Raw genomic sequence first — 22,520 nt, 5'->3', positions numbered from 1 at the left:
GGAGACCGACATTGAAGCCGCTGTATGACGATTTGTGGATCTCCACACCTGAATTTCCCGCTGAAGAGGCGGAGAGTGATTTGATGATGCACGGGTTTATGCTGCGCCATCCGCGCGGCAACCTGCTGATTGGCCGGGTAGAAAATCCGCTCGATCACGAAGTGCTGGCCGACGCTGGCGGCATCATTCGCCATTACCTCACCCACTGGCATGAGGCCGCGCCCGGCGCGCTGGCCATGCAGCAGCGCTTTAACAGCGCGTTGTATTGCCACAGTCGTGCGCTCGGGCCGGTCAGTCGGGTGATTGAGCCGGATGACACCTTCAGCCAGCAGGAGCTGCATTTCGGCGATTTCCACCTGCTGCCGACGCCAGGCCACACGCCGGGCAGCAGCAGCTACCTCTACCATTCCCCGCTGGGTCTGACCTATCTGTTTGTGGGTGACACGCTGACGCGCGAACACAATCACTGGATTAGCGTGCTGGTGCCGGAAAGCAATCCGGCAGAGCTGGCACAGTCACTCGACCTGTACCGTTCGCTGCGCCCGGATGTGGTGCTGATGAGCACCACGCGCGGCCATCTCTCCTGGCAGAAGATGACGCTGCAAAGCTGGCTGGCGGCGATTGATGAGGCGGAACAGGCGCCGCTGGATTTACGCCAGCGACCCCTGCCGTAATCAGAGGGTTTTGCTCAGGTAGTGACGCTGATGGTGGCGCGGGTAGTTATCGAGGCTGAAGCGCAGCGTGTAACCCAGCTTTTCGTAAAACGGCCGCGCCTGGAAGCTGGCGGTATCCACCTGGGCATAACAGCAGCCTCGCGAGCGGGCTTCCTCTTCCGCCGCCCGCATCAGCTGGCTGCCCACGCCCTGCCCGCGAAGCGCATCACTGACCCATAACATGTCGATACGCAGCCAGTTGCCGCTGGTGGAGCCGGTCAATCCCGCCAGTTTTTTCCCGTCAGCATCGGTGACAAACACCCCAATCGATTTCATCTCATCAATATTAATGAAGCGGCTGTTAAAGGCATTCAGTCCGAGGCGCACGTCGTCCAGATCCTGATGCGTGACGCTGTCCGTAACCCTGAGTTGCATAGTCGACTCCTTGTGGCGGCAATTATGAAGACGGATGCTGGCTGTCGTCGTAACGTTCCAGCGAGAGGATATCAATATCGCGTTTATCGGTGCGCTCGCAGGGCAACAGCTTATCGCTGTCAGCGTAAACGAAAAAGGTGTCGCCGTTGTTTTTATTCACGATCAGCTGATCGCCATTGCGGAAACGGGTGATCGCCACCTGATCGCCACCCTGCAAATGGGTGCGCTGCTGCCCGGCGGCAATCTGGAACTGATGCGTCGGCCACATCAGGGTGCTGAGGCCATATTCGGCGCGCGACACCGTCATGGTCGGGCGACCGGGACAGGTGATCTGGAACTCGCTTTCACTCCAGGCAGGCGCGACCTGACACGCCAGCAAGCCAACGACAATAGCTATCGCCTTCATTGGATTCTCCGCTGAGGTTAAATGATGATTTTATTGAGGTTTTGCAGAGGGTATCACAAAATTCTGGCGGCAGGCGCATAATGGCCCGCACAGCGCGGGCCGGAGAGTGACTGGCGGGTTAAATCAATTATCGACAGAAGACATGTCTTTGATTTGGTTTTGATTTATCTGCTGTTCCTTACCGTAAATATCTTTGTAAGTAATCATGCCAGTATCTTTATCCACCACCGGTTTGTCCTCGGTGACGATGGTTTGCCCATCAGTGGTATGCATAACGTGGTCGGATGCACAACCTGCCAGCAGCAGGCCCAGGCTAAAAGTACCAATCAGAAACAGTGTCTTTTTCATCTCATCCTCCTTTTGGACTCACTGTCAGGTTTAGCACAGCGGGCAGCAAACAGGACCAGGATAAGGATTAATATGCTTTCCCCTCGCGGCATCCATGACGGGTTCAGGCAGGATATCCCTGCCTGATACAGCTAAAAAAGTGGCAGGCGCAGAGGCGTCAGACATAACACAAGCCATGATGTGGCCGAATAAACAGACCTTCTTTTTCAATATCTAAGCCAGATATTCTGCTGACAATTGTCAGGGGACGCGCCAGCCTAATGCGGTATGATCGCGCCAGGAGGATATGATGAGAGATGAAAATACGTTGTTTGCGCGCCTGGCGCAATCCCCCTTCCGCCGCCGCTTTCACCTTGGGCCTAAAGAGCGGCAATATTGCCTGGATAAGGGACCGGAGGTGATTGACCAGCACGCGGCGGATTTTATCGCGCGCCGCCTGGCGGATGCTGAACCGGCCAATGATGGCAAACAGACGCCGATGCGGGGTCATCCGGTGTTTATCGCCCAGCACGCCACCGCCACCTGCTGCCGCGGGTGTCTGGCAAAATGGCACGGCATCGCCGCGCATCAGCCGTTATCGGCAGAGCAACAGCACTATCTGGTGCGGATTATTCACCGCTGGCTGGTAGGGGAAATGAATCGCTGAGATGAGGCGCGCGCCGTCCGACAATAAACGGCGCGGGAACGAACTACTCTTCGGCGGCAACTTCCGCCGCAACTAACATCAATGCCAGACCGGCATCTTCCGCATTGAACTGCTGCATCACCTCGCGCAGCGCCGATACGCAGTTCATCACCTGCTTTTTTTGGTCGGCTTCGAGCTTATCAATCGCGTGCTGAAGAATCATTAGACTGGCTTGTTCTTCTCTCATTCATCGTCCCCTGTTTTGCTTACCTGATGCGCAACGCTGGCAAGAATAACGTTTATCTGCTACCAAAGTCACTCTTTTACATTCTTACCGCTTAACGATTAAACAAATGGCAAATGGGAAGCGGCGCCAGACCTGCTATGATCAGCATATCCGTGGTCATGCGCAGACTTTCCGTGCCACGGCAAACCAGGGATCGAATCAGGAACAGGACCATGTTGCGAATCACCGTAGTACTCACCCTATTGTTACTGGCCGGTTGCAGTTCCGCCCCCAAAGGCGTGGATTGTCCCGGCGCAGTCGCCACCATTTATGGCCAGGCGATGGGCAACACCGAAGGACATATTTTCGACCTGGTTAACGCATTTACCGTCACCAAAGACGATGTCACCGTCCAGAGCGGCCCATTGCACTCCACGGACCGTTTTCAATATGTGCCCTCGGCGGTGACGCGTGAAGGCTATTACGCGCAACGACTGTCCGATAAACAGTTTCGCCTGATCAATCCCTACCAAAACACCATGATCACCTGGACATGTCCGTAAGCCGTGCGTCGCGCGGCAAGATGGTTTATTGTCAGGAATCGTCAAGCTGCGAGTCTGCGTCATGGAAAAGAGTCTCGACAACAACGGCTATATCGAATTCCCCTTCCCGGCCACCCGCAATGCGGATGGCTCGGTAAACCCGTGCGGTTTCGATCTCACGCTGGAGACCGGCCGTATTGAAGAAATTACCGTGTGTCAGCACTCCGCCAATCTGCGGCGTCTGCTGGAGGAGGTGAATCTCCAGGAAGGGCTGTTTATGACGCTGGCCTGTGACTGGCAGCAGCGCGACGACGGCGTGTGCGGCTTTATCGATGTGGCCTTCCGGCCGGCGCTCTCCGCCAACAGCAAAGACGAGACGCTAAGCCTCGATCAGGTATTCGAACTCTATCTGACCCGCCAGGAGAAGCAGCACAGCATGGCCAGCGGCGCGCTGGTCAATTACGCCCGCGCGGTGCTCGACTGGAGCTGGTCCCCCCTGCATCAGCGCCATCTGCGCTACGAAAAAGTCACTATCCGCTATTACTGCCAGCAGGCCGAAGACGCGGAATGGTGCTTTGATCATCTGCGCCACTTCCTCGTGAGCTGGTATCCGGCCTGGCGCGGCGTACGTTAACCTCTTCCCTTTTTTCCTCTGACAGGAGCTGCTATGCGACTTGTTGTGCGTGTTGTATTGCTGTTTTTTGCCGTTTCGCTGCCCTCGCTGGCTTTTGCTGACAACTGCTGGCAGACGCGTGCCGGGATTGATATGGGTTCGGGCACCACCAAAATCGCCGTCGCGGAAGTGAATGTTTGTCAGCATCAGTTGGGTAAAGTCCTGTTCGAGGATCAGCGGCCGGTGGGTTACAACGATGCGCTGGCGCGTTCCCCGCACAACCAGCTGGATGAGGCTATTCAGCAGCAGGGATTAACCGCGTTGCAGCAGCTGGTCACTCAGGCGCAGCGCTATCATCCGCAGCGTATCAGCGGCGTCGCCACTGCGGTATTCCGCTCCGCCAGCAACGGCCAGGCGGTGCTCGATCGTTTCAATCAGCAGGCGGGCGTGCACTTAACCCTGATCAGTCAGCAGCAGGAAGCCGAACTGGGCTTCCGTTCCGCTAAAGCGGCGCTCAATCAGCCACAGCTGCGCGATGAGGATGTGCTGGTGTGGGATATCGGCGGGGGATCGATGCAGATGACCGCCTGGCGCGACCAGCAGGGAAAAGCGGTGTCGGATGTCTATCAGGGGAAACTGGCATCGGTGACGCTGAAGAATTTCATCCTTGAGGTGCTGAAAAATCAGCAGCCTGAGGCCGGAGCCTCGCCGAATCCGATTGGTTCGTGGCGCCCTTCGGTGCTGCGTTTTGTGGAATTTTACGCCCATAACGATGTGCCGCCGCAGATTAAACAGGATCTCGCCACGCGCCGGGTGATTGGCATCGGTGGCGTGCACGGTTTTTCGCTTAAGAATCAGCTGAAAATGCAAGGTAGCCAGTATGATCTGGCGGCGCTGGAGCAGGCATCAAAACAGCAGGTATGGAAAGGCGACAGCGAACTGCAAGGGGACTACCGCGCCACTGACGTCAGCAATTTATTGCTGGTGGAAGGCTATATGCGTGCGCTGGGAATTAACGATGTCACGGTGGTGAAAGCCAGCCTGATTCAGGGCGTATTGCTCCAGTAAATATCTGCCGGGCGAGCGCGGCGACGCCCGGTCTGTTTTTACGGTTTCACCAGTCGTATCGCGTGTTCCAGCATACGCTGCTCATCGCGTTCATCATGAGCGCGATGCTGACGGGTACGTTTCAGCAGGCTGGCGATCTCTTCCCTTTTGGTCTCGTGACCGCACTCCGCCAGCACAATCACCGCATCTCCGATGACGCGGCAAACTTCGTCGTAATCGTCTTCATTTAAAATGTCGCGTTTCATGCTTCCTCCAACGGTTTACTGCCAGCATTGCCAGTACCAAGCCTGGACAGGATTCCGCCATCCTGCAAACCCCTGTTACATCCCATCCGGTATTACGGTTGCTGGCTGCGCCATCACTGACTACGCTGAAATGGACATTAACAACCATCAGGGAGTCATTATGACTGCAAAAGCGGAAGCAAAACTCGATGAAGCAGCGGGCGCAGTAGAAGAGAAAGTGGGTGAAGTGACTGGCTCACGTCGTCATCAGTTGAAGGGCGCGGCGCGTCGGTATCCAGCGAAAGCCAGCTATGCCGCCCAGGATGCCGCAGATTGCCTCGTGAAAAGCGTGCGCGACAATCCGGTGACCGGCCTGGCGCTGGCAGCCAGCGTAGGCGTGGTGATCGGTTTCCTGCTGGGACGTAAATAATCGTCTGAATTGACATACGGAAGCGCAAGCTTCCGTTAACTCAGGTCCCCTCTCCCCTCACAATTCCTCCATAATCTTCACTCTCCCCTGCTTTCCGTCTGATTTTTCACACCAGATGTAACCAATTACGTTCAGCTGCTACAAATTAATTCCAAATTAATACAAATGAGAATCATTATGATAATTATTAACACTCATGTTTCTGGGTGTGGATAATAATAAACTGGTGTAATCATATGTCTCAATTTGTCTGTAGCAGGAAAACTACCCTGGCGGTTGTTATTGGTTTAGTGATGAGCGGCGCTGCATTGGCCGATAATAATGTGGTGAGTCTTCAGGATGGAGAAAATAACCACGCGATACCGGAGGGAAATAAAAAAAAGGCCACCAATGAAGAGGAGATGGTGGTAAACGCGAAAGCGGAAGAGATGCTTAAACAGCAGCCGGGGGCATCTTTAATCACCAAAGAAGATATTGAAAAGGATCCACCGGTTAACGATCTTTCTGACATTATCCGTAAAATGCCGGGAGTGAATTTAACCGGCAACAGCGCGACCGGTAGCCGTGGTAATAACCGCCAGATCGATATTCGCGGCATGGGGCCGGAGAATACCTTAATTCTGATTGATGGAAATCCCGTGACCTCGCGTGACGCCGTGCGCTATAGCCGTACCGGCGAACGTGATACGCGCGGCGATACCAACTGGGTGCCGCCGGAGATGGTCGATCACATCGACGTGCTGCGCGGCCCGGCCGCGGCCCACTACGGTTCTGGTGCCATGGGCGGCGTGGTTAACATTGTGACCAAACGCCCGACCAACGACTGGCACGGTTCGCTGACTTTCTATACCAACCAGCCGGAAGATAAGCAGGAAGGCGCGACCAAACGCATGAACTTCAGTCTGAGCGGGCCGTTGATCGATGATGTGTTAACTATGCGGCTGTACGGCAATATCAATAAAACCGATGCCGATGCTTATTCCATCAATACCGATGAAAATGGATCTTATGCCGCCGGGCGTGAAGGCGTTCGCAACCGCGATATTAATGCCATGATGGAGTGGAAAATTAATCCCCAGCAGTATCTGGATTTCAGTTATGGCTATAGCCGCCAGGGGAATATTTACGCCGGTGATACCCAATACAGCAACAGCAATATCAGTTCGCTGGTGCCGGGATTATATGGCGATGAAACCAACCGTATGTATCGTCAGACGTGGAATATTACCCATAACGGCATCTGGGATTGGGGCCAGTCAAAACTCAGCCTGAATTACGAGAAGACCAATAATACCCGTCTGGCGGAAGGTTCAACCGGCAAAGTGGAAGGGATGATCGATGATGATACCTACACTACCAGCCGTTATTACGCCTGGCGCGTCAGCAACGAACTCACCATCCCGTTTACCCTGCTGGTGGATAACACCTTAACGCTTGGCGCAGAGTGGAATCGTGAAGAACTGAACGACCCGGCCTCGATGCAGGACACCGATGCCAGCGGCGCCAGCATCGATGGCGTATCGGGCGATCCTTCACAACGCAGCGGGAAGAACACCCAGGAGCTGAGTGCAATTTATCTGGAAGACACCATTGATGCCTTCGACGGCACGACGCTGATCCCCGGTGTGCGTTTCGACTATAGCGATCGTTTCGGCAGCAACTGGAGTCCGAGCCTTAACGTGCAGCAGGCGCTGGGTGATGACGTAACGCTGAAAGCGGGTATCGCGCGCGTGTTCAAAGCGCCTAATCTGTATCAATCGAGCGAAGGCTATCTGCTCGCCAGCAGCGGCAATGGCTGTGCGCCTGGCAGCAGCAGCGGCTGTTATCTGCTGGGTAACGGCAATCTGAAGCCGGAAATCAGCGTCAACAAGGAAGTGGGTTTGCAGTGGACGCATGACGGCTATGCGGCGGGTCTCACTTACTTCCGCAACGATTATCAGAACAAGATTGTGGCGGGCACCGATGCGCTCAGCACCGTTGACGTTAACGGATATTACTCGTCGACCTACGACGTGTATCGCTGGGAGAATGGCGGCAAAGCGCTGACTCAGGGGCTGGAAGCGAACCTGACGGTGCCGCTGATCGCCGATACGCTGAACTGGCGTACCAATGCCACCTATATGTTCACCTCGAAGTATAAAGAGAGCGGCAATCCGCTGTCGCTGATCCCGAAATACACGGTGAATAGCTGGCTGGACTGGCAGATCACCGACAAACTCTCCACTACCCTGAGCTGGACCATGTATGGCCGCCAGAAACCGCGCACCACGGCGGAGATTCGTAAGGAAGTGGGGACGATGTCGGATACCGAGGTGGCTGCGTATTCGATTGTCGGCGCGGGCGTGAATTATGCGCTGAACAAAAACCTGCGCTTCAACGTCGGCATCAGCAACCTGCTGGATAAACGCATCTATCGCGAGAACGATGGCGCATCAACTTATAACGAGCCGGGCCGTGCTTATTATGCCGGTGTCACTACGTCGTTCTAAGTTTTAGGCAACAGAACGGGAGCCGCAACGCACAGCGGCCCCGTTAATTTTGATAGGGCGATCAGGTCTGCGCTTTACGCGCTTTGTAACGGGCTACCATCGTCATCAGCGCCTGATAAATCAGGCCGGCATACAGGCTCATCATCACTACCATACCGATCTCTTTGCCCTGTGCTTGCCAGGTCGTGAACCACATAAAAATGCCCCACAGCAACGAAAACAACAGCCAGCCTTTTATAAACTTCTTCACACCCTGCATAACACCTCCCTCCTGAGTAAAAGACAGAATAGCTGTTCGCGATAATTTCGTCACCAAACTATATATTTCATCAGCCTGGTGCCTTCCATGCCGGCTTACTGGTGGTTGGCCCGTCAAATGCGCAGGCAGCCTATACGCTGGTATCCGTCCCCGTAACGGTTCGGGAATTATGCGTAAACGCCAGCGTGCCTGCTGCCATGATTTTCTTCAGGCAATAAAAAACCCGGCGCAATGGCCGGGTGTTGTTAAATTGAAAGCTTCATTTTTTTGTAAAAACCATTCGCAACCTGACATCTTTTTGCGGCATCTCTTTTGGAAATTTCCATCTGTATATCTGCGCCTTCACTGAATCATCAAATAAAAACTTTGGATCTGAATGTTCGATACGCACATTAGCAGGCTTGCCGTTTGCGTCAATGTCATAAACCACAATCACCTCACCGGTTTGATTTAACTTCCAGGCACGATCTGGATAATTTATTGAATTATCGGCACAGGCATCAATCGGCAGAGCTATGGAAGCCATGACCAGCAATGTTAGAAATATTAGTCCTTTCATAGCACAACTCCTTTTTAGTCTGATTAACATATTATCTGTCATGACTAAAAATCATTATCTGCGGAAGATTATCTTAATCGCTTCGCCATATTCAGGGCTTCCAGATGCGAATCCCTCATCTTTGATAATATTCGCTTAAAACACTCTTCGGGTTGAGAGTTCTGCGCCTTAGTATTTTTAGCCTTTCCCATTTTATCGATATCGTAACTTAATAAGACATAGCCTTCCTTACCTAATTGTCACGCCCTTAAGGGATATGCTGCAGAAGATGTTTCTGTCATGACATTTGCCATGAATAAGAGCACGACCAATGCTAATGATTTTATTTTCATCAATTCCTTCCCTGGAATTGATTGTCCCCCACCGAAAAGGGATTTTCTCAGCTGCTTTTAGATTCTGGTAGTCGGCCTGATATCCAGACCTGAGTTCATATCGCCGGATATTCGGAAACGCTGTATTTCACCATCTTTTAATTCTATTGAATTTTCCTTAACTGGCCAAAAGGTCTCAGAATTACAAAACCCGCTACCCAGCCGGTCGGCGGTTATACCCAAAATATGCCTTCCATCAGGAACGGAAATGGTGACGGATTCAGCTGTGTTTATTCTGGCAACCTCTTTCCCATCCAGAATCACCATTACATAGCACCCACCCCCCACGTACCAGCCTTTATCTCTGGTGACAGTTATTTTTGAGGGTCCCGCCCCCGTATACAGCAGGCGTTCAGCAGGAACGGCTTTCGCATCCTGGGTGCTAACCGCAGAAGTTGTGCAGGCACTAACCAAAAATACCAGAACAAGACAGATCAATTTTTTCATGTTGCTTCCAAATGCAGATATAACATTCCCTTAAATGTGATGGTGCGAATGAATTCACACCCTACGTCTTTTCCCGCAAACGCGGCATTGATACAGCCCGGTTTAATATGCAGTTTCTGGCTACTTACATCAGCGCCGGATAATAACACATGTCATTATACCTGCAAGTTACAATAACATTGTGTATCTGATCACCCTCACAAATCTCTCAATTCAATATCTGCCTAAGGGACACAATTGCTGGCCCGGCGCAGCACCATAACCTCAGGATTTACTCAGGCGCGGCAAAAATCAGGGTTGCGCTGGGAGAAGGGAACGCCGCCGACATTTCATGAACAACGCTCACTGGCCGAGCGCTTATATCGCGCTCAGGGCGTGAATACGCAACATCTGCTGGGACATAAAAATCAGGTGCAGACAGATAAATATCATGATGACAGAGGCAAAGAGTGGCGGGTGTTGATTTGTTAAGCGACGGCGCCCTGCGGCAGGGCACCATCGATCCGATCGCAGGGGTTACTCATTGCCCCATTGATTCAGAAACTCAGCGATCTCATCAATACGCAGCGCGTCGATACCGGCCTCACTGGCCATCTCGCCCTGCGCATTTTCACTGATTTCTTCGTTATTCATTAAGCGGGTGATCAGCAGCTGGAAATAGCGCGCCAGAGGTTCGCGTTCGGCCTCGCTGACCGGCTTTGCCGTTTCAGCCGCATACTCATCCGCGATGTCATAATATTTAATCGGTACTTCCTGATTCATAAGTCTTTCCTGGGGTTAAGGTCGATGTCTTCAGCCTGATAATCAGACCTTGAGCAGTTTCACCGTGCTATCCACGTCGATCTCATCTTCTGAGAAGATTAACGTCGTTCCCTGGAAGGTGGTGATCGCCAGTTTTTTCAGCGAACGCATGGCATCAGGCTTCGCGTCTGATTTTGGTCGGATATTGCTCATCAGTATCCCCACCGACATCACCGCATTTTCTTTATCAATGCGGGTATCGGCGGGCACTTCTTCGCTATAGACGAGATACGATTTGATCGACGTGAGCTTAATGCGCTCGCCGGCGATAAAGATGTATTTGCTTTCCGGCGCGACTTTCACCGCATACGCGGACAAACCCTTATTATTGGTGGTGGGTTCGAACGTCACCGCAGCATCTTTTTTAATCAGCTCAGGGTTGGCGACCTTAATCACATGAAAATAACGGTTGTCGCCGTTTTCATCTTTGATAAATCCAAAACCTTTATCCTGAAACCAGGTTGTGATCGTTCCTTTCATCGCCATTACCGCCTGTTTAATCGTTTATCTACTCAGTTTTTGCAGCGCGCAGTGTAAAGCACAATGTGGGCGCCGACTACGTCTTTGCTTTAAGTCTGGACGATAAAGTTGTGGTCTGCGAGTGGCGGAACGGCCAGATTCGCCAGCCGGGAGAAAATTGGTTATTATCCGCTCCCCTTCCCCATCCCGGCTGCCTGATGTCTGTGATTTTCGATAGCTTTATTGCCCCGCCGTGTCATGACCAGATAGAAATTCTCTATCAGGACGATCATCTGGTGGTGATCAATAAACCCGCCGGGCTGCTTAGCCTCTCGGGGAAAAATCCGCAAAATCTCGATTCGGTGCATCATCGGCTGGTACAGATATTTCCCGGCTGCACGCTGGTGCACCGCCTTGATTTCGGCACGTCCGGGTTGATGGTGATTGCGCGTAATAAGGCGATCAACGCCGCGCTCTGCCAGCAGTTCAGCGATCGCAGCGTGACTAAGGTGTACAGCGCGCTGCTGTGCGGGCATCTGGAGGACAACGAAGGGTTGATAGACGCGCCGATTGCCAAAGATCCGGCGCAGTTTCCGCGCATGGCGATTTGCGCCATCCACGGCAAGCCGGCTCGCTCGCGCTATCGGGTGGTGGAGCGCTTTTATCACACGCAGGAAGACGGGACGCCGCTGCCGCTGACGCGGGTGCAGCTCAGCCCGGAGACCGGACGCACCCATCAACTGCGCATTCACTGCCAGCAGCTGGGCCACCCGATTTTGGGCTGCGATCTGTATGGCGGACGTCTGCTGCCGGGCACCGCACAGACGCCGCGGCTGATGCTGCACGCCAGTGAGTTGCATTTTGTGCATCCCATCAGCGCCGCCGGGATCAACGCCCGGCATGATTGCCCGTTCTGACGCGACGGGCCGTTTATTACCACATCAAATCATCTGGCACTTTAAAATCTGCGTAGGGATCGTCTTCATCCTGCGCTTCCTGACTCAGCGCGCTGTTTAATACAATGCTGCCGGCATCGCGCTGCGCGATTTTATCGGCCACGCTGGCGGGGATAATCGCGTATTCACTCTCGCCGTTGTTGTCCGCCACCAGACGGGCAATGGCGAGGCGACCGCTAATCAGCTGCGACTGGGTGAGCTTATCCACCATGATTTTTTTAATTAAATTATTGTCGGTGAAGTTAAAACCAATATCGCCTTTAACGATACTGATTCGATTCATTTCAATCAGTTGCTTCACCTGCGCTTTATATTCTTTGGCGAGCGCGGCCTGTTTTTGTTGTTCGCTGAGCTGTTTATCACGCTCCAGCTGGGCTTTTTTATTTTCTTCCACCGCCTCTCTGGCCTCACGCGCCTGAACGCGTGATTTTTTAGCCGTTTTCTGCACTTTGGCCATTTTTTTGCTGGTCACTAATCCAGCTTTGAGCATCTGCTCTTGCAGGGTGAGCTTTGTCATCTTCGTATCTAAACCCGTTAAAAAATTTCCGCGATTATACCTGTAATTTTCGTCGCTACGCGAATATCAGACACAGCGGCGGATGCGGGCCAGAGGAGGGCATTTTTGCGCGGGTTTTGCAGAAGGGTTTTGCAGAGGTTTTGCAGAAAGGGATTGGCTCAGCGGAAAACTACCCTGACCACCGCAGCGGTGACCAGGGTAATGATGGAGCAGGTGTTACATGTTCGCGATAATCGCGTCACCAAACTCTGAGCATTTCAGCAGTTTAGCGCCTTCCATCAGACGTTCGAAGTCATAGGTCACGGTTTTCGCCGCGATAGCGCCTTCCATGCCTTTGACGATCAGGTCTGCGGCTTCGAACCACTCGAGATGACGCAGCATTATATTTATAAAACCATCATAATATATTGATAAAAAGGATAAAATTCAGAATACAAAATAAACAAGTTAAAAATAAACCGTAATCTAACCCACTGATTTTTTTTAACTTAAAAGAGATTTTGATAACCAAGCCTTGCTCCATTTATGAACAATCGAGAATCTTGATGCTCATCACGAATGTTTGTAAATCGAGATTTTTAGCATATGCTTGATCAAAAAAATACCCTCCAACATATGCACCTATAATTTTAATTAATTTAATACGTACATATCATCAAGTGGATTATTTAAAACTCAACCATGAAGGGAATTGAATAATGACTTAATTTCCCCATATGAAAGCGCCCCTGCATATCTCATTTCATACTCATTTTCTTCAGCCCTTTTCCTTACTAATTTAAAATCAGAACCTTCATTGCTCATCTTCCAAAACTTAATTTGTCTCGATGAGTTTGAAAGAGCCTTAATCACATTGGAAATGGTAGTATCTTTGCAGTGCATGCCAAATATAATTGACTTCATTGAGGTGTCAATCTCCCCAACCCCAATGGGTCCAAACATCCGCCATTCATTTTCATAACGCCAATCACTAGATTTAGTTAAGAGGCATACATTCTCAATTTCTTCTGGCATAACTCCTGTGGAAAGCCATTCATCAATAAGGCTAACCTTCAACTTACGAGAACCAGCATAAATAATTTTCTTTGCAAGCCCTTCATTTGCTTCGCGCATATCATATTCGACACATAATCCCTTGTGATTATTACCATAATGCGACCACATTAACGGACTATCGAATTTTCTACTTAGGCACAGCACTCCCCTTTTGAAAACACGTAGAATTTCCTCTTCAATAGCACGCTTATATCTCTCCCTTATATACCAATCAGGGTTGTCCACATCAGGGTCTGTAGCGTAGTAACTTACATCCTGTAAAAACCTCAAAACCTCCGAATCTGAAAGTACACTAGCTCTTTCAGCAGCGGCGTCTGCTTTAATTTTTAGTATTTTAGCTAATTGAGAAAATTCTTTTTCCCTTCTTTTTTTATTAGATTACACACCACGCTCTTCAATGTTTCATCATCCACATCGATGGAAATAACCGGCTTACAATCAAGTGGATCATTGAAGTTGCCAGGATCGGAGAAATATGCCTTATGGAGTGTAAGTGTTTCAATAGTATTTTCATTAAAAGAGAGATACTTGTATAAATTCGCCGGTATTTACATATGATTCTTATGGTTTTTGGGTGAATCTTGATGATACACACAGCAATAAACGCTAGGCAATAGCAGGGAACGCTTGGTTGTTACCTCACCACCGGCAGGTCCGAAAATCGGGTTGTGTAAGCCGGTGGCAACATCTCTCTTTTCATATCCCACGCTTACTGAATGCCCTGACCTGCGAACCATCATTTGCCCTTCCCGCTTTGGTTAAGGCCGTCAACTACACGCATCAGAGACTCGCTGTTAGCCTGTGGGTTGAACTCATCAAAGAGATTGAGCTGTGCAATGCCCTGACTGAAAAAGTCACCCAGCATTACGCCTGCTTTCATATAACGATGGCCATCAATCCAGATACAGTCGAGGGCATCCATAGCAAGACGTATGATGTCCCGTGTATCGTTTGATGGCGTTAGCAGCTTCCCCATTGCCTGATTGCCGTAGAACACTTCATTAACCGCGTGCGGACTGGTGCGAACGAACACAGTTATCTGCCGACAATACTGTTTTTCACCACGCAGTTTCTCCGCTGCTCTTTCCGCATAAGCGCAGATGGCCTGGCGCATTTCCATGTACTCCGTGATGCGGTGTCCAAACGAACGTGAACACACAATTTGCTGCTTTGTCGGTGCGAATTCTTCCATCTCCAGGCACGGCTCGCCGCGCAGCTCTCGCACCGTTCTTTCCAGCACCACATTAAAATGCTTCCTGATGATCCAGGTGCTCTGCTCTGACAAGTCTTTCGAAGTCATAACGCCCATTGCATTCAGTTTTTTACTGATGCGGCGGCCGACGCCCCACACATCCTCAACCGGCACCAGCGCCATCAGTTTTCTCTGGCGGTCAACATTCGACAAATCCAGCACTCCGCCTGTCTGCGTCCATTTTTTGGCGGCATAATTTGCCAGCTTCGCCAGCGTTTTAGTCTGGGCAATGCCAACACCAACAGTAAGATGGGTATCGCGTTTGCTCCGTGCGCGGACCTGCCGCCCGAATTCTTCCAGTAAGTTATGCCTCTCCATCCCCGAAAGATTCATGAAAACCTCATCGATGGAATAGATTTCCACCGCAGGAGCCATTTCCTCAAGCGTGGCCATCACCCGATTAGACATATCCGCGTACAACGAGTAACTGGAGCTGAAGACATGCACATTGTGGCGGCGCAGTTCGTTTTTAATTTTGAAATACGGATCGCCCATTTTGATGCCCAGTACTTTCGCCTCGGCTGAGCGGGCAATGCAACAACCATCGTTGTTCGATAGCACCACCACCGGTTTGTCGCTTAAATCTGGCCTGAACACGGTTTCGCAGCTCGCATAGAACGAGTTCACGTCAACCAGGGCAAACATCAGATGCCACGATTCGGATTAAACACCTGGAGCAGACGTACTTCACCATCGGCGGTCGAGATGTCTCGAAAAGTGGTTGTGTGTGTCTCGATCCACTTATTCGCTGCGCGCAACGTGTAATACCAGTTGAGCCGGTCAAGTTCCCGCACGAAGTCGATTGTGCTGATAGTGAAGCGGCCAGCGGCATCGCGTTTTATCGCCTGCCGGAAGGCAATCATGATTTCATAGTCGCGTGGCATGATTTGTTCGGCATCAATAACAACTGCGTTTATATACAGTATTATTGATCGATTGCATCGATCAACCCGAACTTAGGAGGTTTCCGAGAAGGGATTGTCAGGGAAGGAAATTTAGTAGACTCATTGCCGCATGTTTACAGGGATTCGGTCACTTACTCCGTTTCACCGTACAGAGATTGACCTGGTTGGCAGAATCTCGCGTCATTAAACTATTCCATCGCAATGCAATTGGAGATAGCATAAGAGAAAGTTAACAAAGGCATGTGTTATAACCTTTGAGTTGTCATCTGGATTCTGCCGTAGAGCACCTCTTTAACTACATTTGAACTGCGACTAGTGCTTTTTGGTACTATAACGTTTAACAGTATGAATGGACTGGACGAATAATCAGGAGATTAAATACATGGCAGGTGTAAACGATTCGTTATCAATGAGCATGCAGGGATACTCCAACCTGCGTATGCGTGAAGGTGTGGTTTACGGCTACTATAACGATTTAGGGCCACACGCAGGAAATTGTACCTGGGGTGTAGGTACTCTTGCCCACTTCGGGACATGTACTGAAGCTGAGTTAAAAACTGTTGTGACAACGAAAGACATTAATGCAGCGTTGTCTAAGCATGTACATCAGGTTGAACGATATATACGGAAAAAAGTCTCACATACCCAATTAACACAAGCTCAATTCGACGCGTTAGTCTCCTTTTCTTACAATGTCGGTAATCCTTCGTCCGTAATGGAGTCGGCAGATAAAGGCGATATGGAATCTGTCAGAAAAAAAATGCTCCAGTACATCTATGTTTATAAACATGATGCAAGGGGACACAAGGTAGGAAACCCCAAAATACTTGCTCCGCTCTATCACAGACGTGTCGAAGAATCAGCACCCTTTAAATAAGGATATATTATGATACGGAACCTCTTTGCCAGTGCCCTGTTATCTCTTGTCATTGCTGGCAGTGCTTATGCTGCAACAGATAATGATATGGATGTCAGAATTGACCAGCTGATGGGAGAAGGAACGCATCAGCAATATCATGCTTTCTTTGATACCTTGCAAAATGCAGTTGCTAAAAAAGATAAAGCAAAACTTGCATCATTAATCGATTATCCGATAACTGTGTATGTAGATAAAAGAAAAACCGACATAAAAAAACCCAGTGAGTTTATTAAAGTATATGATAAGGTTTTCGATAAAAGATTGAGCGACATTATCCTTAGTAAAAAATACTCAGACCTTTTCGTTAAGGATACAGGCGTGATGGTCGGTGACACTGGTGAAGTGTGGTACAGTGGAATTTGCACCAAAAAAGACTGTAGTAAGTTCATTATACGAATTATTGCTATTAACAACAAATGACAAGCTGATATTGATCATCCACTGTAAAATAAAATTCGAGCATTAACATTGAGCCTGACAATTAACCAGGCTCGAAAGTTATCATCTGTGGTTCAATAGCACAAGATAAGTTGTTACAGTCATATTTAAGAAACTATCGCCAGATTGATTCCTGGTTTATCTCTTTAGTTGAAATCGTATAACTCGTATTTCTTCAACTTACGTCTGATATACCGGACCTCAAATCCCAGCGCTATAACAGCAACAACAAGCATCCCCACTACAACACTTATCACAATAATAAGTCATCCCTGTCTTAACGAAACTACACCAAGGAATTGTAACCTGCCGTTATTATCATAGGGAACAATGAAACACACAAAAAAGGAATGACAATTTTAAACTGTTTGTTCAGGCATGATAGGCCAGTCAATATCCTGCACAGTCGATGTATCTACCCTGCTCAATTGCACCGTGTACTTTTCCCACGCGACGAGCCTGATCTGCTCTTCCTCTGTGGCCACGCCGTGTTTTTCTGCTCTCTCCAGCGGCGCAATAATGCTTTCCGCAACCTGCATTCTTTCGGTTTTTTTTCGCTCATTGGCCTGAAGTATTTCATCTGTGGTGTAAATTCGCGGTACCACGCGCATGTCATCACACTGCCAGTCATTTCCACGCAGGGGCAGAATGAAACCCTCCGGGACTTCCAGTTCCTGCGGAAGAATTTTTTTACTGTTGCCTTTGATACTGTAGTTATCGAATATCCGAATCGTGTGGCTATGCATAACCATCTGCACACCGGAGTAATCATTTCCCTTTATCTTGAAAATACTCAGGCTTTTGATGACGGTGGCCAGCTGACCAAAACGGAGATAAACGCCGTTTCGTCTTCTGAACTGACCAGCAGATCACTGATCGCAATCTCGATCGTGAAATCAGGATATGCTTCCTTTAACGCCCTCCGGAGTACATCACTTACCTTTTCCCCTTCCTTCCCGTTGAGGGTGATACTGATGTCATTGCCTGCTTTATTTTTCAGCGGGCTGGGATTGACGATTAAATTCATCGTCTGGTGAGTTCCCAGCCAGTTCGCGTAAGGGTTGTAAATCTGGCCGCTGATGATCTGGTTATCATCACGCGGCGTGGCGAGAGGCAAACCTTCTGCAAAACCGGCATATACTGTTATCTGATGTTCGTTCAGATTGACGCTCTGCCGAAGCATGGTAATAGGCAGACCGTAGATCACAATCAGGGTGCCGCTGCTAACCACGTCATAACTGGTAATTAAAGCGTCAAACTCAACCTGCAATCCTGCCCCTGGCGAATTTTTAGTGTCGAACGGACCAATGGCCTTCCCTGTGCTATCCAGCGGAGGCTTGCCGTCCCTGTCCGTGATTTCAATTCGGTAGTAGCGCATCAGGTGGCCTCAAACTGGTTACTGCAGATGCGGTAGACAAGCATTCCGGGCGAACAATTTTCAAATTCAGACTGGTATCTGCCCAGAGGTCTCCAAATCCGGCTCCGGCTGAGTAGTCGAGGATTTCACTGATGACGTGTTCTCCGTCCCGCCAGAATTGCCGGGTAGCGCCGATGTCTGCAACGAAACAATCCTGTCCGTAATATTCAATGACGAGATTTGACTGCTCCACATTCCACTGACTGATTGCATCAACGCGTGCGCCTGATCGGGTTTGTTTATCGACGAGAGGCATGTAAAAAAACCAGTTCACCTATTGCCTCATCCAGCTCTATAACACCGCGCTCGAGAGCAACATCCAGTGGTTTGGTCTACCATCCTTTCCCTTCCACCGGGTAAACCAGATTCGACAGTCGGATAATTTCGTTCACCAGCGTGTTACGCGCGCCGTTTTCTCCCTCCCAGGCCTTCATTCCTGTGGCGATTTTTTACATCAGCAGATAGGCCACGCGGGGACCGGCCACCACGCCAAGACCTTCTGAAAAAATGGCTGAGAAAACTTTTGCTGAGAATAAAAAAATGTTCTTTGTAGACCGCTTTAGAAATTGGCGTGGCATGGATATAAGCCGATCCAACGTCGGTTTCGACAGGCAGAATAAAATTCATGCTCCTTGATATTTTCATCAGATTTCCCACATTTCAGCGTTGATGTAGTAAGTGCCTGTGATGGTAATAGCCACTCCGGGATCGCCCCCGGCAAATGACATGCCCTGCACGCCGGTAATTGCGGTTTCCATCAGTTTAAAGCCGCCGAATACGGTGACAACTTTGCATCACCAATAGCCGCTGGCGTTTGTACTGTGCCCCCAGCGCCTGGCTGCGAAGCAGGTGCACGCGCGCCTGCATAATCACATAGGCTGCGGCGACTGAACCGCGCCGGTCATAGCCGGGAGAAAGTCGGTTAAGTTCCCCTGAAAACTTAACTCCACACCTTCCTTTGCCAGATACGATGCCGAAACGTTAAGTTCGGAGTGTGCGGTAAATTTGATGCTGGCGCGGACGCGATTAAGCACACCAGGCCTGAGCATAGGATTTGGCACGGATTACCTCCTTTTAAGCCAGCTGCATTGTCACGTTGATGTTGAAGAGAATTTCGGTAAATCCGCGCATCGGGGTGTATTTCGCTGACATCCCGGCATAGCACCCTTTGGCGTAATCGTTCGGGTTGTTTTTGACATAGGGTTTAAATGCGACGGCATTAACCGGTGTCTTACCATTGACCAGACCGTAAGAAACACCGGAGTTAAACACGCTCTGCGCGCGTAGCTGGAGGCGGTCAATACCATCCTGGTCGAAATAAAGGGGGTTAATCGGGTTATTGCTTCCGTTGATCACTTCATTAGCCAGCGCCATATCGACATTGATCTGCACCCAATCCACCGAGTACCAGTAAGTCATCTCGTTACCGTCACTGGTCACGCCCTTAACCAGAATCGTGTTGGAGATGCCCCCCTCCGCGCCGGTATCAACATAGCTGACGTGTTGTGCCACCAACGTTTTCAGGATACTGTTCTTAGCCTTATTGGCGTTCTCAGCCTTGAGAAAACGAAAAGCCATCGGTGGCACCTTATTGATTTCCGAGGGTGATGCGGAGATCAGATTCCACATTGCGGCGGCGGCATTAGTTGATGGATATGTGTCATCTGCGACCGCAATTATCGATTTAATACCCGAATACGGGCTGATGATCGCCATAAATATATGGGCAACGCGATGTTACTTGCTCTGGTGACAGGTCAACGGATCGGTGACATTTCGAACATGAAGTTCTCTGACATATGGGATGATTATCTTCACGTAATACAGGAAAAAACAGGGAGTAAAGTCGCGATCCCTCTTTCACTTCGGTTACAGGCGATCAATATGTCTTTAGAAGAGGTTGTGAATCGTTGCAGGGATTATGTAGTTAGTCCTTACCTTGTGCATTTCTTTCGCTCTACATCCCAGGCTGAACGAGGATCGCAAGTACAAGCGACAACAATAACGACTAATTTTAGCCATGCCAGTGATAAAGCAGACATTGAGTGGGGTGAAGGTACACCCGCTACATTCCATGAGCAACGTTCACTTTCCGAGCGCCTATATAAGACTCAAGGTATCGATACAAAAGTATTGCTGGGCCACAAGACCCAACAACAAACTGATAGATATCATGATACTCGAGGTAAAGAATGGGTGAGGTTATTAATTAGTTAGCCATGTTTAATTGATATACATACGATTTGAAACACTATTATCAAAACCTGTAGAAACGTTATCAGCGCTAAAGTAACTGCTAAGGAAGCTATGAAATAAGTCTTTATATTTGATAAGCACAATATAGATAAAAACAAGGTCATCCCCAATTGAAGGAAACAAACAAAATAAAACATGTAAGTCCCTTTCATATATCCCAAAGCCTTATAGCGCTGTATAAATGCGCTATTCATTGAGGTTAGGATCACTATAAGAGCAAATACTAATGCCATCATAGCTGTAGCATATGAAGCGAGGGCTGACCCGAGTCCATCTAGATGTTCAACGAAACTTACATTGGGAAAAAAATGATACCTGAATTTATATAACAACCACCCTGCCAAATTGGTAAGGATTATAAACAAAGCAGGAGGCATTATTTTCATAATTTTAAAACCCAGCCAACCGTAGATCTGCATTATTATTATATGAAAATATCATTTGAGAATCAATTGATGCCGCACCTCTAATATTAATCTTATCATAAATACCTCCAGCGGCGATCACTTGAAGTTCGACAGCCTGATCACCAATAAGTTGCTTGGCAGCAATCGTCATGTCTCTGATCCCAGTAGGCAAATTCGTAAGAGTAGGAACCATAACATTTCTAATGTTTTTCCTATTCTTAGGCTTGATAGTTATTTCGAAACTATCAACATCAAGAAGATCTGCATTACCAATACCCAGCCAATTCCCTATTTCATTCATAGAAAAAGGGGCTGTGCTATCTATAGTGAAATTCACTTTACCCATATGTGCAAATGACAACGCTTTCGCAGGAGTAATCGTAGTGGTGATTGGCGACAAAACGATATTGTTATTATTATTCAGATTAAAAAACATTTTATCATAATATGTTGAAAATGCACCAATCTTAGGGCCAAACAATGTACTCCCGAACCCGATGCACCTTGGGTTAGCTATAACATATGAAGCAAATGCTATTTCCTCATTTTGTTGAAGTATAGTAGAAATATCTTGGTAACTATTTTGTACCTTATCAACCTTTTTAATTATGTCTGTATCATTTGTTTTTAAAAAAACAAAAACATCTCCGGACATATGATGGATAGTATAAAAAGCACCATTAAGTGAAACTGACTGATTTCCTGCTTGAATCAAACTGTGAAGTGAAGTCGAAATATTACTGAAAAGACTTGATCCGACTTGGGGCCTCAAGCCGATACTATAATAATTAACTTTCATCCCTGTATCTCTTGTCTTGTGTTTTAATTATTAAATATTCTACACGCAGAACTCAAAATCAATAAAAAGATCAGGTTTTTTGATAACTTTTTTTGATAACTTTTTGATAACCGCCGATTGCCTTATACAAAAACGGGAGCCATTGGCTCCCGTTCTACATTCCACCCAAAAAGGCAGCTTACATATTCGCGATAATCGCGTCACCAAACTCTGAACATTTCAGCAGTTTAGCGCCATCCATCAAACGTTCGAAGTCATAGGTCACGGTTTTGTTGGCGATAGCGCCTTCCATGCCTTTAACGATCAGGTCTGCGGCTTCGAACCACTCCATGTGACGCAGCAGTATTTTAGCGATAGTTAGTTAAAAGCATGAAATACATGGCTTTTATTAAGGATTTCCACTCAGATTATCATTTAAAATCACCGAGAAAATTCCTTTACTTTACAATAGGCTGCTATTGGTTTTGGGGAAAGGTTTTCCAGATAATCCCGGACTAAGTGTTTCTATAAAGTTGGTGAATCTGGAAACCATACACGCGTTACGACCCACACCACTACACCGATCACCGCCAGGACTCCGTTTGGGAAACGGAAATATTGTACGTTAAGACTAAAAATTGACCACCAAGCCCCTGGGGGATCT

Annotated in this window: 27 protein-coding genes and 8 pseudogenes; 12 read left to right on the top strand and 23 right to left on the bottom strand. The window is 48.9% G+C overall.

What is annotated here, in order from left to right:
- Positions 1-11: 11 nt before the first annotated feature.
- Positions 12-674, top strand: a complete 663-nt coding sequence (locus tag AC6I8V_RS08400; protein WP_497845412.1) for an MBL fold metallo-hydrolase — start codon at positions 12-14, stop codon at positions 672-674.
- Here the strand turns inward: AC6I8V_RS08400 and AC6I8V_RS08395 are convergent, their stop codons facing one another.
- The 3 genes from AC6I8V_RS08395 to AC6I8V_RS08385 all read right to left on the bottom strand — a co-directional run bounded on the left by AC6I8V_RS08395 (position 675) and on the right by AC6I8V_RS08385 (position 1,842).
- The gene (locus AC6I8V_RS08395) at positions 675-1,088 is read right to left on the bottom strand and encodes a GNAT family N-acetyltransferase (RefSeq protein WP_497845411.1); all 414 of its coding nucleotides are present in this window, start codon (positions 1,086-1,088) and stop codon (positions 675-677) included.
- Between the two features lie 22 nt (positions 1,089-1,110).
- Positions 1,111-1,494 carry a hypothetical protein gene (locus tag AC6I8V_RS08390; RefSeq protein WP_497845410.1) on the bottom strand — a complete coding sequence of 128 codons (384 nt, stop codon included), beginning with the start codon at positions 1,492-1,494 and terminating at the stop codon, positions 1,111-1,113.
- A 123-nt stretch (positions 1,495-1,617) separates the two neighbouring features.
- A complete protein-coding gene (locus AC6I8V_RS08385; protein ID WP_497845409.1) occupies positions 1,618-1,842 on the bottom strand; it encodes a YgdI/YgdR family lipoprotein in 225 nt (74 codons plus the stop codon).
- A gap of 289 nt (positions 1,843-2,131) precedes the next feature.
- Between AC6I8V_RS08385 and AC6I8V_RS08380 the strand changes: the two genes are divergently transcribed.
- Entirely contained in the window at positions 2,132-2,488 is a 357-nt protein-coding gene (locus tag AC6I8V_RS08380; RefSeq protein ID WP_497845793.1) for a DUF4186 domain-containing protein, read from the top strand.
- Between the two features lie 43 nt (positions 2,489-2,531).
- On the opposite strand, the gene AC6I8V_RS08375 is transcribed toward AC6I8V_RS08380, so the two are convergent.
- Positions 2,532-2,714 (bottom strand): hypothetical protein, encoded by a 183-nt coding sequence (locus tag AC6I8V_RS08375; protein WP_497845408.1) that lies wholly within the window; start codon positions 2,712-2,714, stop codon positions 2,532-2,534.
- A 212-nt stretch (positions 2,715-2,926) separates the two neighbouring features.
- On the opposite strand from AC6I8V_RS08375, the gene AC6I8V_RS08370 reads away from it, so the two are divergent.
- The 3 genes from AC6I8V_RS08370 (at position 2,927) to AC6I8V_RS08360 (ending at position 4,916) form a co-directional block, all read left to right on the top strand.
- On the top strand, positions 2,927-3,256 hold the full coding sequence (locus AC6I8V_RS08370) for a hypothetical protein (protein WP_497845407.1): 330 nt from the start codon (positions 2,927-2,929) through the stop codon (positions 3,254-3,256).
- Positions 3,257-3,317: 61 nt separating this feature from the next.
- Positions 3,318-3,869, top strand: coding sequence for a hypothetical protein (locus tag AC6I8V_RS08365; RefSeq protein ID WP_497845792.1), 552 nt, complete (start codon positions 3,318-3,320; stop codon positions 3,867-3,869).
- 33 nt (positions 3,870-3,902) lie between these two features.
- Positions 3,903-4,916: a Ppx/GppA phosphatase family protein gene (locus AC6I8V_RS08360; RefSeq protein ID WP_497845406.1), complete on the top strand. Its 1,014-nt coding sequence runs from the start codon at positions 3,903-3,905 to the stop codon at positions 4,914-4,916.
- A 38-nt stretch (positions 4,917-4,954) separates the two neighbouring features.
- Here AC6I8V_RS08360 and AC6I8V_RS08355 read toward each other — a convergent pair whose 3' ends face one another.
- Positions 4,955-5,161, bottom strand: coding sequence for a DUF2767 family protein (locus AC6I8V_RS08355; protein WP_497845405.1), 207 nt, complete (start codon positions 5,159-5,161; stop codon positions 4,955-4,957).
- A 160-nt stretch (positions 5,162-5,321) separates the two neighbouring features.
- Here AC6I8V_RS08355 and AC6I8V_RS08350 point away from each other — a divergent pair, with 160 nt between their 5' ends.
- Positions 5,322-5,570 (top strand): CsbD family protein, encoded by a 249-nt coding sequence (locus AC6I8V_RS08350; protein WP_497845404.1) that lies wholly within the window; start codon positions 5,322-5,324, stop codon positions 5,568-5,570.
- Positions 5,571-5,806: 236 nt separating this feature from the next.
- Entirely contained in the window at positions 5,807-8,059 is a 2,253-nt protein-coding gene (locus tag AC6I8V_RS08345) for a TonB-dependent siderophore receptor (RefSeq protein WP_497845403.1), read from the top strand.
- A 61-nt stretch (positions 8,060-8,120) separates the two neighbouring features.
- On the opposite strand, the gene AC6I8V_RS08340 is transcribed toward AC6I8V_RS08345, so the two are convergent.
- The 3 genes from AC6I8V_RS08340 to AC6I8V_RS08330 form a co-directional block, all read right to left on the bottom strand.
- Entirely contained in the window at positions 8,121-8,318 is a 198-nt protein-coding gene (locus tag AC6I8V_RS08340; protein WP_497845402.1) for a DUF6404 family protein, read from the bottom strand.
- A gap of 259 nt (positions 8,319-8,577) precedes the next feature.
- On the bottom strand, positions 8,578-8,877 hold the full coding sequence (locus tag AC6I8V_RS08335; protein ID WP_497845401.1) for an energy transducer TonB: 300 nt from the start codon (positions 8,875-8,877) through the stop codon (positions 8,578-8,580).
- Positions 8,878-9,266: 389 nt separating this feature from the next.
- Positions 9,267-9,695 carry a hypothetical protein gene (locus tag AC6I8V_RS08330; RefSeq protein ID WP_497845400.1) on the bottom strand — a complete coding sequence of 143 codons (429 nt, stop codon included), beginning with the start codon at positions 9,693-9,695 and terminating at the stop codon, positions 9,267-9,269.
- A gap of 252 nt (positions 9,696-9,947) precedes the next feature.
- Here AC6I8V_RS08330 and AC6I8V_RS08325 point away from each other — a divergent pair.
- Positions 9,948-10,166 (top strand): annotated as a pseudogene (locus AC6I8V_RS08325) (site-specific integrase); the annotation flags it as partial.
- A 45-nt stretch (positions 10,167-10,211) separates the two neighbouring features.
- On the opposite strand, the gene AC6I8V_RS08320 reads toward AC6I8V_RS08325, so the two are convergent.
- Together AC6I8V_RS08320 and AC6I8V_RS08315 are read right to left on the bottom strand one after the other, a co-directional pair.
- Positions 10,212-10,457 (bottom strand): DUF2543 family protein, encoded by a 246-nt coding sequence (locus AC6I8V_RS08320; protein WP_497845399.1) that lies wholly within the window; start codon positions 10,455-10,457, stop codon positions 10,212-10,214.
- 42 nt (positions 10,458-10,499) lie between these two features.
- Positions 10,500-10,982 (bottom strand): cold-shock protein, encoded by a 483-nt coding sequence (locus AC6I8V_RS08315; RefSeq protein ID WP_497845398.1) that lies wholly within the window; start codon positions 10,980-10,982, stop codon positions 10,500-10,502.
- Positions 10,983-11,173: 191 nt separating this feature from the next.
- Between AC6I8V_RS08315 and AC6I8V_RS08310 the strand changes: the two genes are divergently transcribed.
- On the top strand, positions 11,174-11,872 hold the full coding sequence (locus AC6I8V_RS08310) for an RluA family pseudouridine synthase (protein WP_497845397.1): 699 nt from the start codon (positions 11,174-11,176) through the stop codon (positions 11,870-11,872).
- A 16-nt stretch (positions 11,873-11,888) separates the two neighbouring features.
- Here the strand turns inward: AC6I8V_RS08310 and AC6I8V_RS08305 are convergent, their stop codons facing one another.
- From AC6I8V_RS08305 to AC6I8V_RS08285, 5 genes and pseudogenes are all read right to left on the bottom strand, one after another.
- Entirely contained in the window at positions 11,889-12,428 is a 540-nt protein-coding gene (locus AC6I8V_RS08305; RefSeq protein WP_497845396.1) for a DUF2058 domain-containing protein, read from the bottom strand.
- A gap of 216 nt (positions 12,429-12,644) precedes the next feature.
- Positions 12,645-12,812: pseudogene (locus tag AC6I8V_RS08300) on the bottom strand (isocitrate/isopropylmalate family dehydrogenase); the annotation flags it as partial.
- Positions 12,813-13,103: 291 nt separating this feature from the next.
- On the bottom strand, positions 13,104-13,709 hold the full coding sequence (locus AC6I8V_RS08295) for a DUF2971 domain-containing protein (protein ID WP_497845395.1): 606 nt from the start codon (positions 13,707-13,709) through the stop codon (positions 13,104-13,106).
- Between the two features lie 409 nt (positions 13,710-14,118).
- Positions 14,119-15,381, bottom strand: a pseudogene (gene umuC, locus AC6I8V_RS08290) (translesion error-prone DNA polymerase V subunit UmuC).
- Positions 15,381-15,620, bottom strand: coding sequence for a DNA polymerase V (locus tag AC6I8V_RS08285; protein WP_497845394.1), 240 nt, complete (start codon positions 15,618-15,620; stop codon positions 15,381-15,383). Before AC6I8V_RS08285 ends, umuC begins: the two are co-directional and overlap by 1 nt.
- Positions 15,621-16,023: 403 nt before the next feature.
- Here AC6I8V_RS08285 and AC6I8V_RS08280 point away from each other — a divergent pair, with 403 nt between their 5' ends.
- Both AC6I8V_RS08280 and AC6I8V_RS08275 read left to right on the top strand, forming a co-directional pair.
- Positions 16,024-16,518: a lysozyme gene (locus AC6I8V_RS08280; protein WP_497845393.1), complete on the top strand. Its 495-nt coding sequence runs from the start codon at positions 16,024-16,026 to the stop codon at positions 16,516-16,518.
- A gap of 9 nt (positions 16,519-16,527) precedes the next feature.
- Positions 16,528-16,980: a hypothetical protein gene (locus tag AC6I8V_RS08275; protein WP_497845392.1), complete on the top strand. Its 453-nt coding sequence runs from the start codon at positions 16,528-16,530 to the stop codon at positions 16,978-16,980.
- A gap of 377 nt (positions 16,981-17,357) precedes the next feature.
- On the opposite strand, the gene AC6I8V_RS08270 is transcribed toward AC6I8V_RS08275, so the two are convergent.
- From AC6I8V_RS08270 to AC6I8V_RS08250, 5 genes and pseudogenes are all read right to left on the bottom strand, one after another.
- Positions 17,358-17,750, bottom strand: coding sequence for a tail fiber assembly protein (locus AC6I8V_RS08270; RefSeq protein ID WP_497845391.1), 393 nt, complete (start codon positions 17,748-17,750; stop codon positions 17,358-17,360).
- 41 nt (positions 17,751-17,791) lie between these two features.
- On the bottom strand, positions 17,792-18,376 hold the full coding sequence (locus AC6I8V_RS08265; RefSeq protein WP_497845390.1) for a hypothetical protein: 585 nt from the start codon (positions 18,374-18,376) through the stop codon (positions 17,792-17,794).
- 66 nt (positions 18,377-18,442) lie between these two features.
- Positions 18,443-19,060 (bottom strand): annotated as a pseudogene (locus AC6I8V_RS08260) (hypothetical protein).
- A pseudogene (locus AC6I8V_RS08255) lies at positions 19,060-19,464 on the bottom strand (hypothetical protein). Before AC6I8V_RS08255 ends, AC6I8V_RS08260 begins: the two co-directional pseudogenes overlap by 1 nt.
- A gap of 25 nt (positions 19,465-19,489) precedes the next feature.
- A pseudogene (locus AC6I8V_RS08250) lies at positions 19,490-20,122 on the bottom strand (hypothetical protein); the annotation flags it as partial.
- Here AC6I8V_RS08250 and AC6I8V_RS08245 point away from each other — a divergent pair.
- Positions 20,117-20,632: pseudogene (locus AC6I8V_RS08245) on the top strand (tyrosine-type recombinase/integrase); the annotation flags it as partial. The pseudogenes AC6I8V_RS08250 and AC6I8V_RS08245 overlap by 6 nt on opposite strands.
- On the opposite strand, the gene AC6I8V_RS08240 reads toward AC6I8V_RS08245, so the two are convergent.
- The 3 genes and pseudogenes from AC6I8V_RS08240 to AC6I8V_RS08230 all read right to left on the bottom strand — a co-directional run.
- A complete protein-coding gene (locus tag AC6I8V_RS08240; RefSeq protein WP_497845791.1) occupies positions 20,629-21,048 on the bottom strand; it encodes a hypothetical protein in 420 nt (139 codons plus the stop codon). The pseudogene AC6I8V_RS08245 and the gene AC6I8V_RS08240 sit on opposite strands and share 4 nt — an antisense overlap.
- Positions 21,049-21,061: 13 nt before the next feature.
- Positions 21,062-21,877, bottom strand: a complete 816-nt coding sequence (locus AC6I8V_RS08235) for a RexA family antiphage protein (RefSeq protein ID WP_497845389.1) — start codon at positions 21,875-21,877, stop codon at positions 21,062-21,064.
- Between the two features lie 178 nt (positions 21,878-22,055).
- A pseudogene (locus tag AC6I8V_RS08230) lies at positions 22,056-22,229 on the bottom strand (NADP-dependent isocitrate dehydrogenase); the annotation flags it as partial.
- Positions 22,230-22,520 lie beyond the last annotated feature (291 nt).

The sequence above is a fragment of the Pantoea sp. X-Soil-TKNS-1207 genome, from assembly GCF_059730485.1.
Note: the sequence above shows the minus strand (reverse complement) of the source record. Positions and strands in the feature narration are given on the sequence as shown.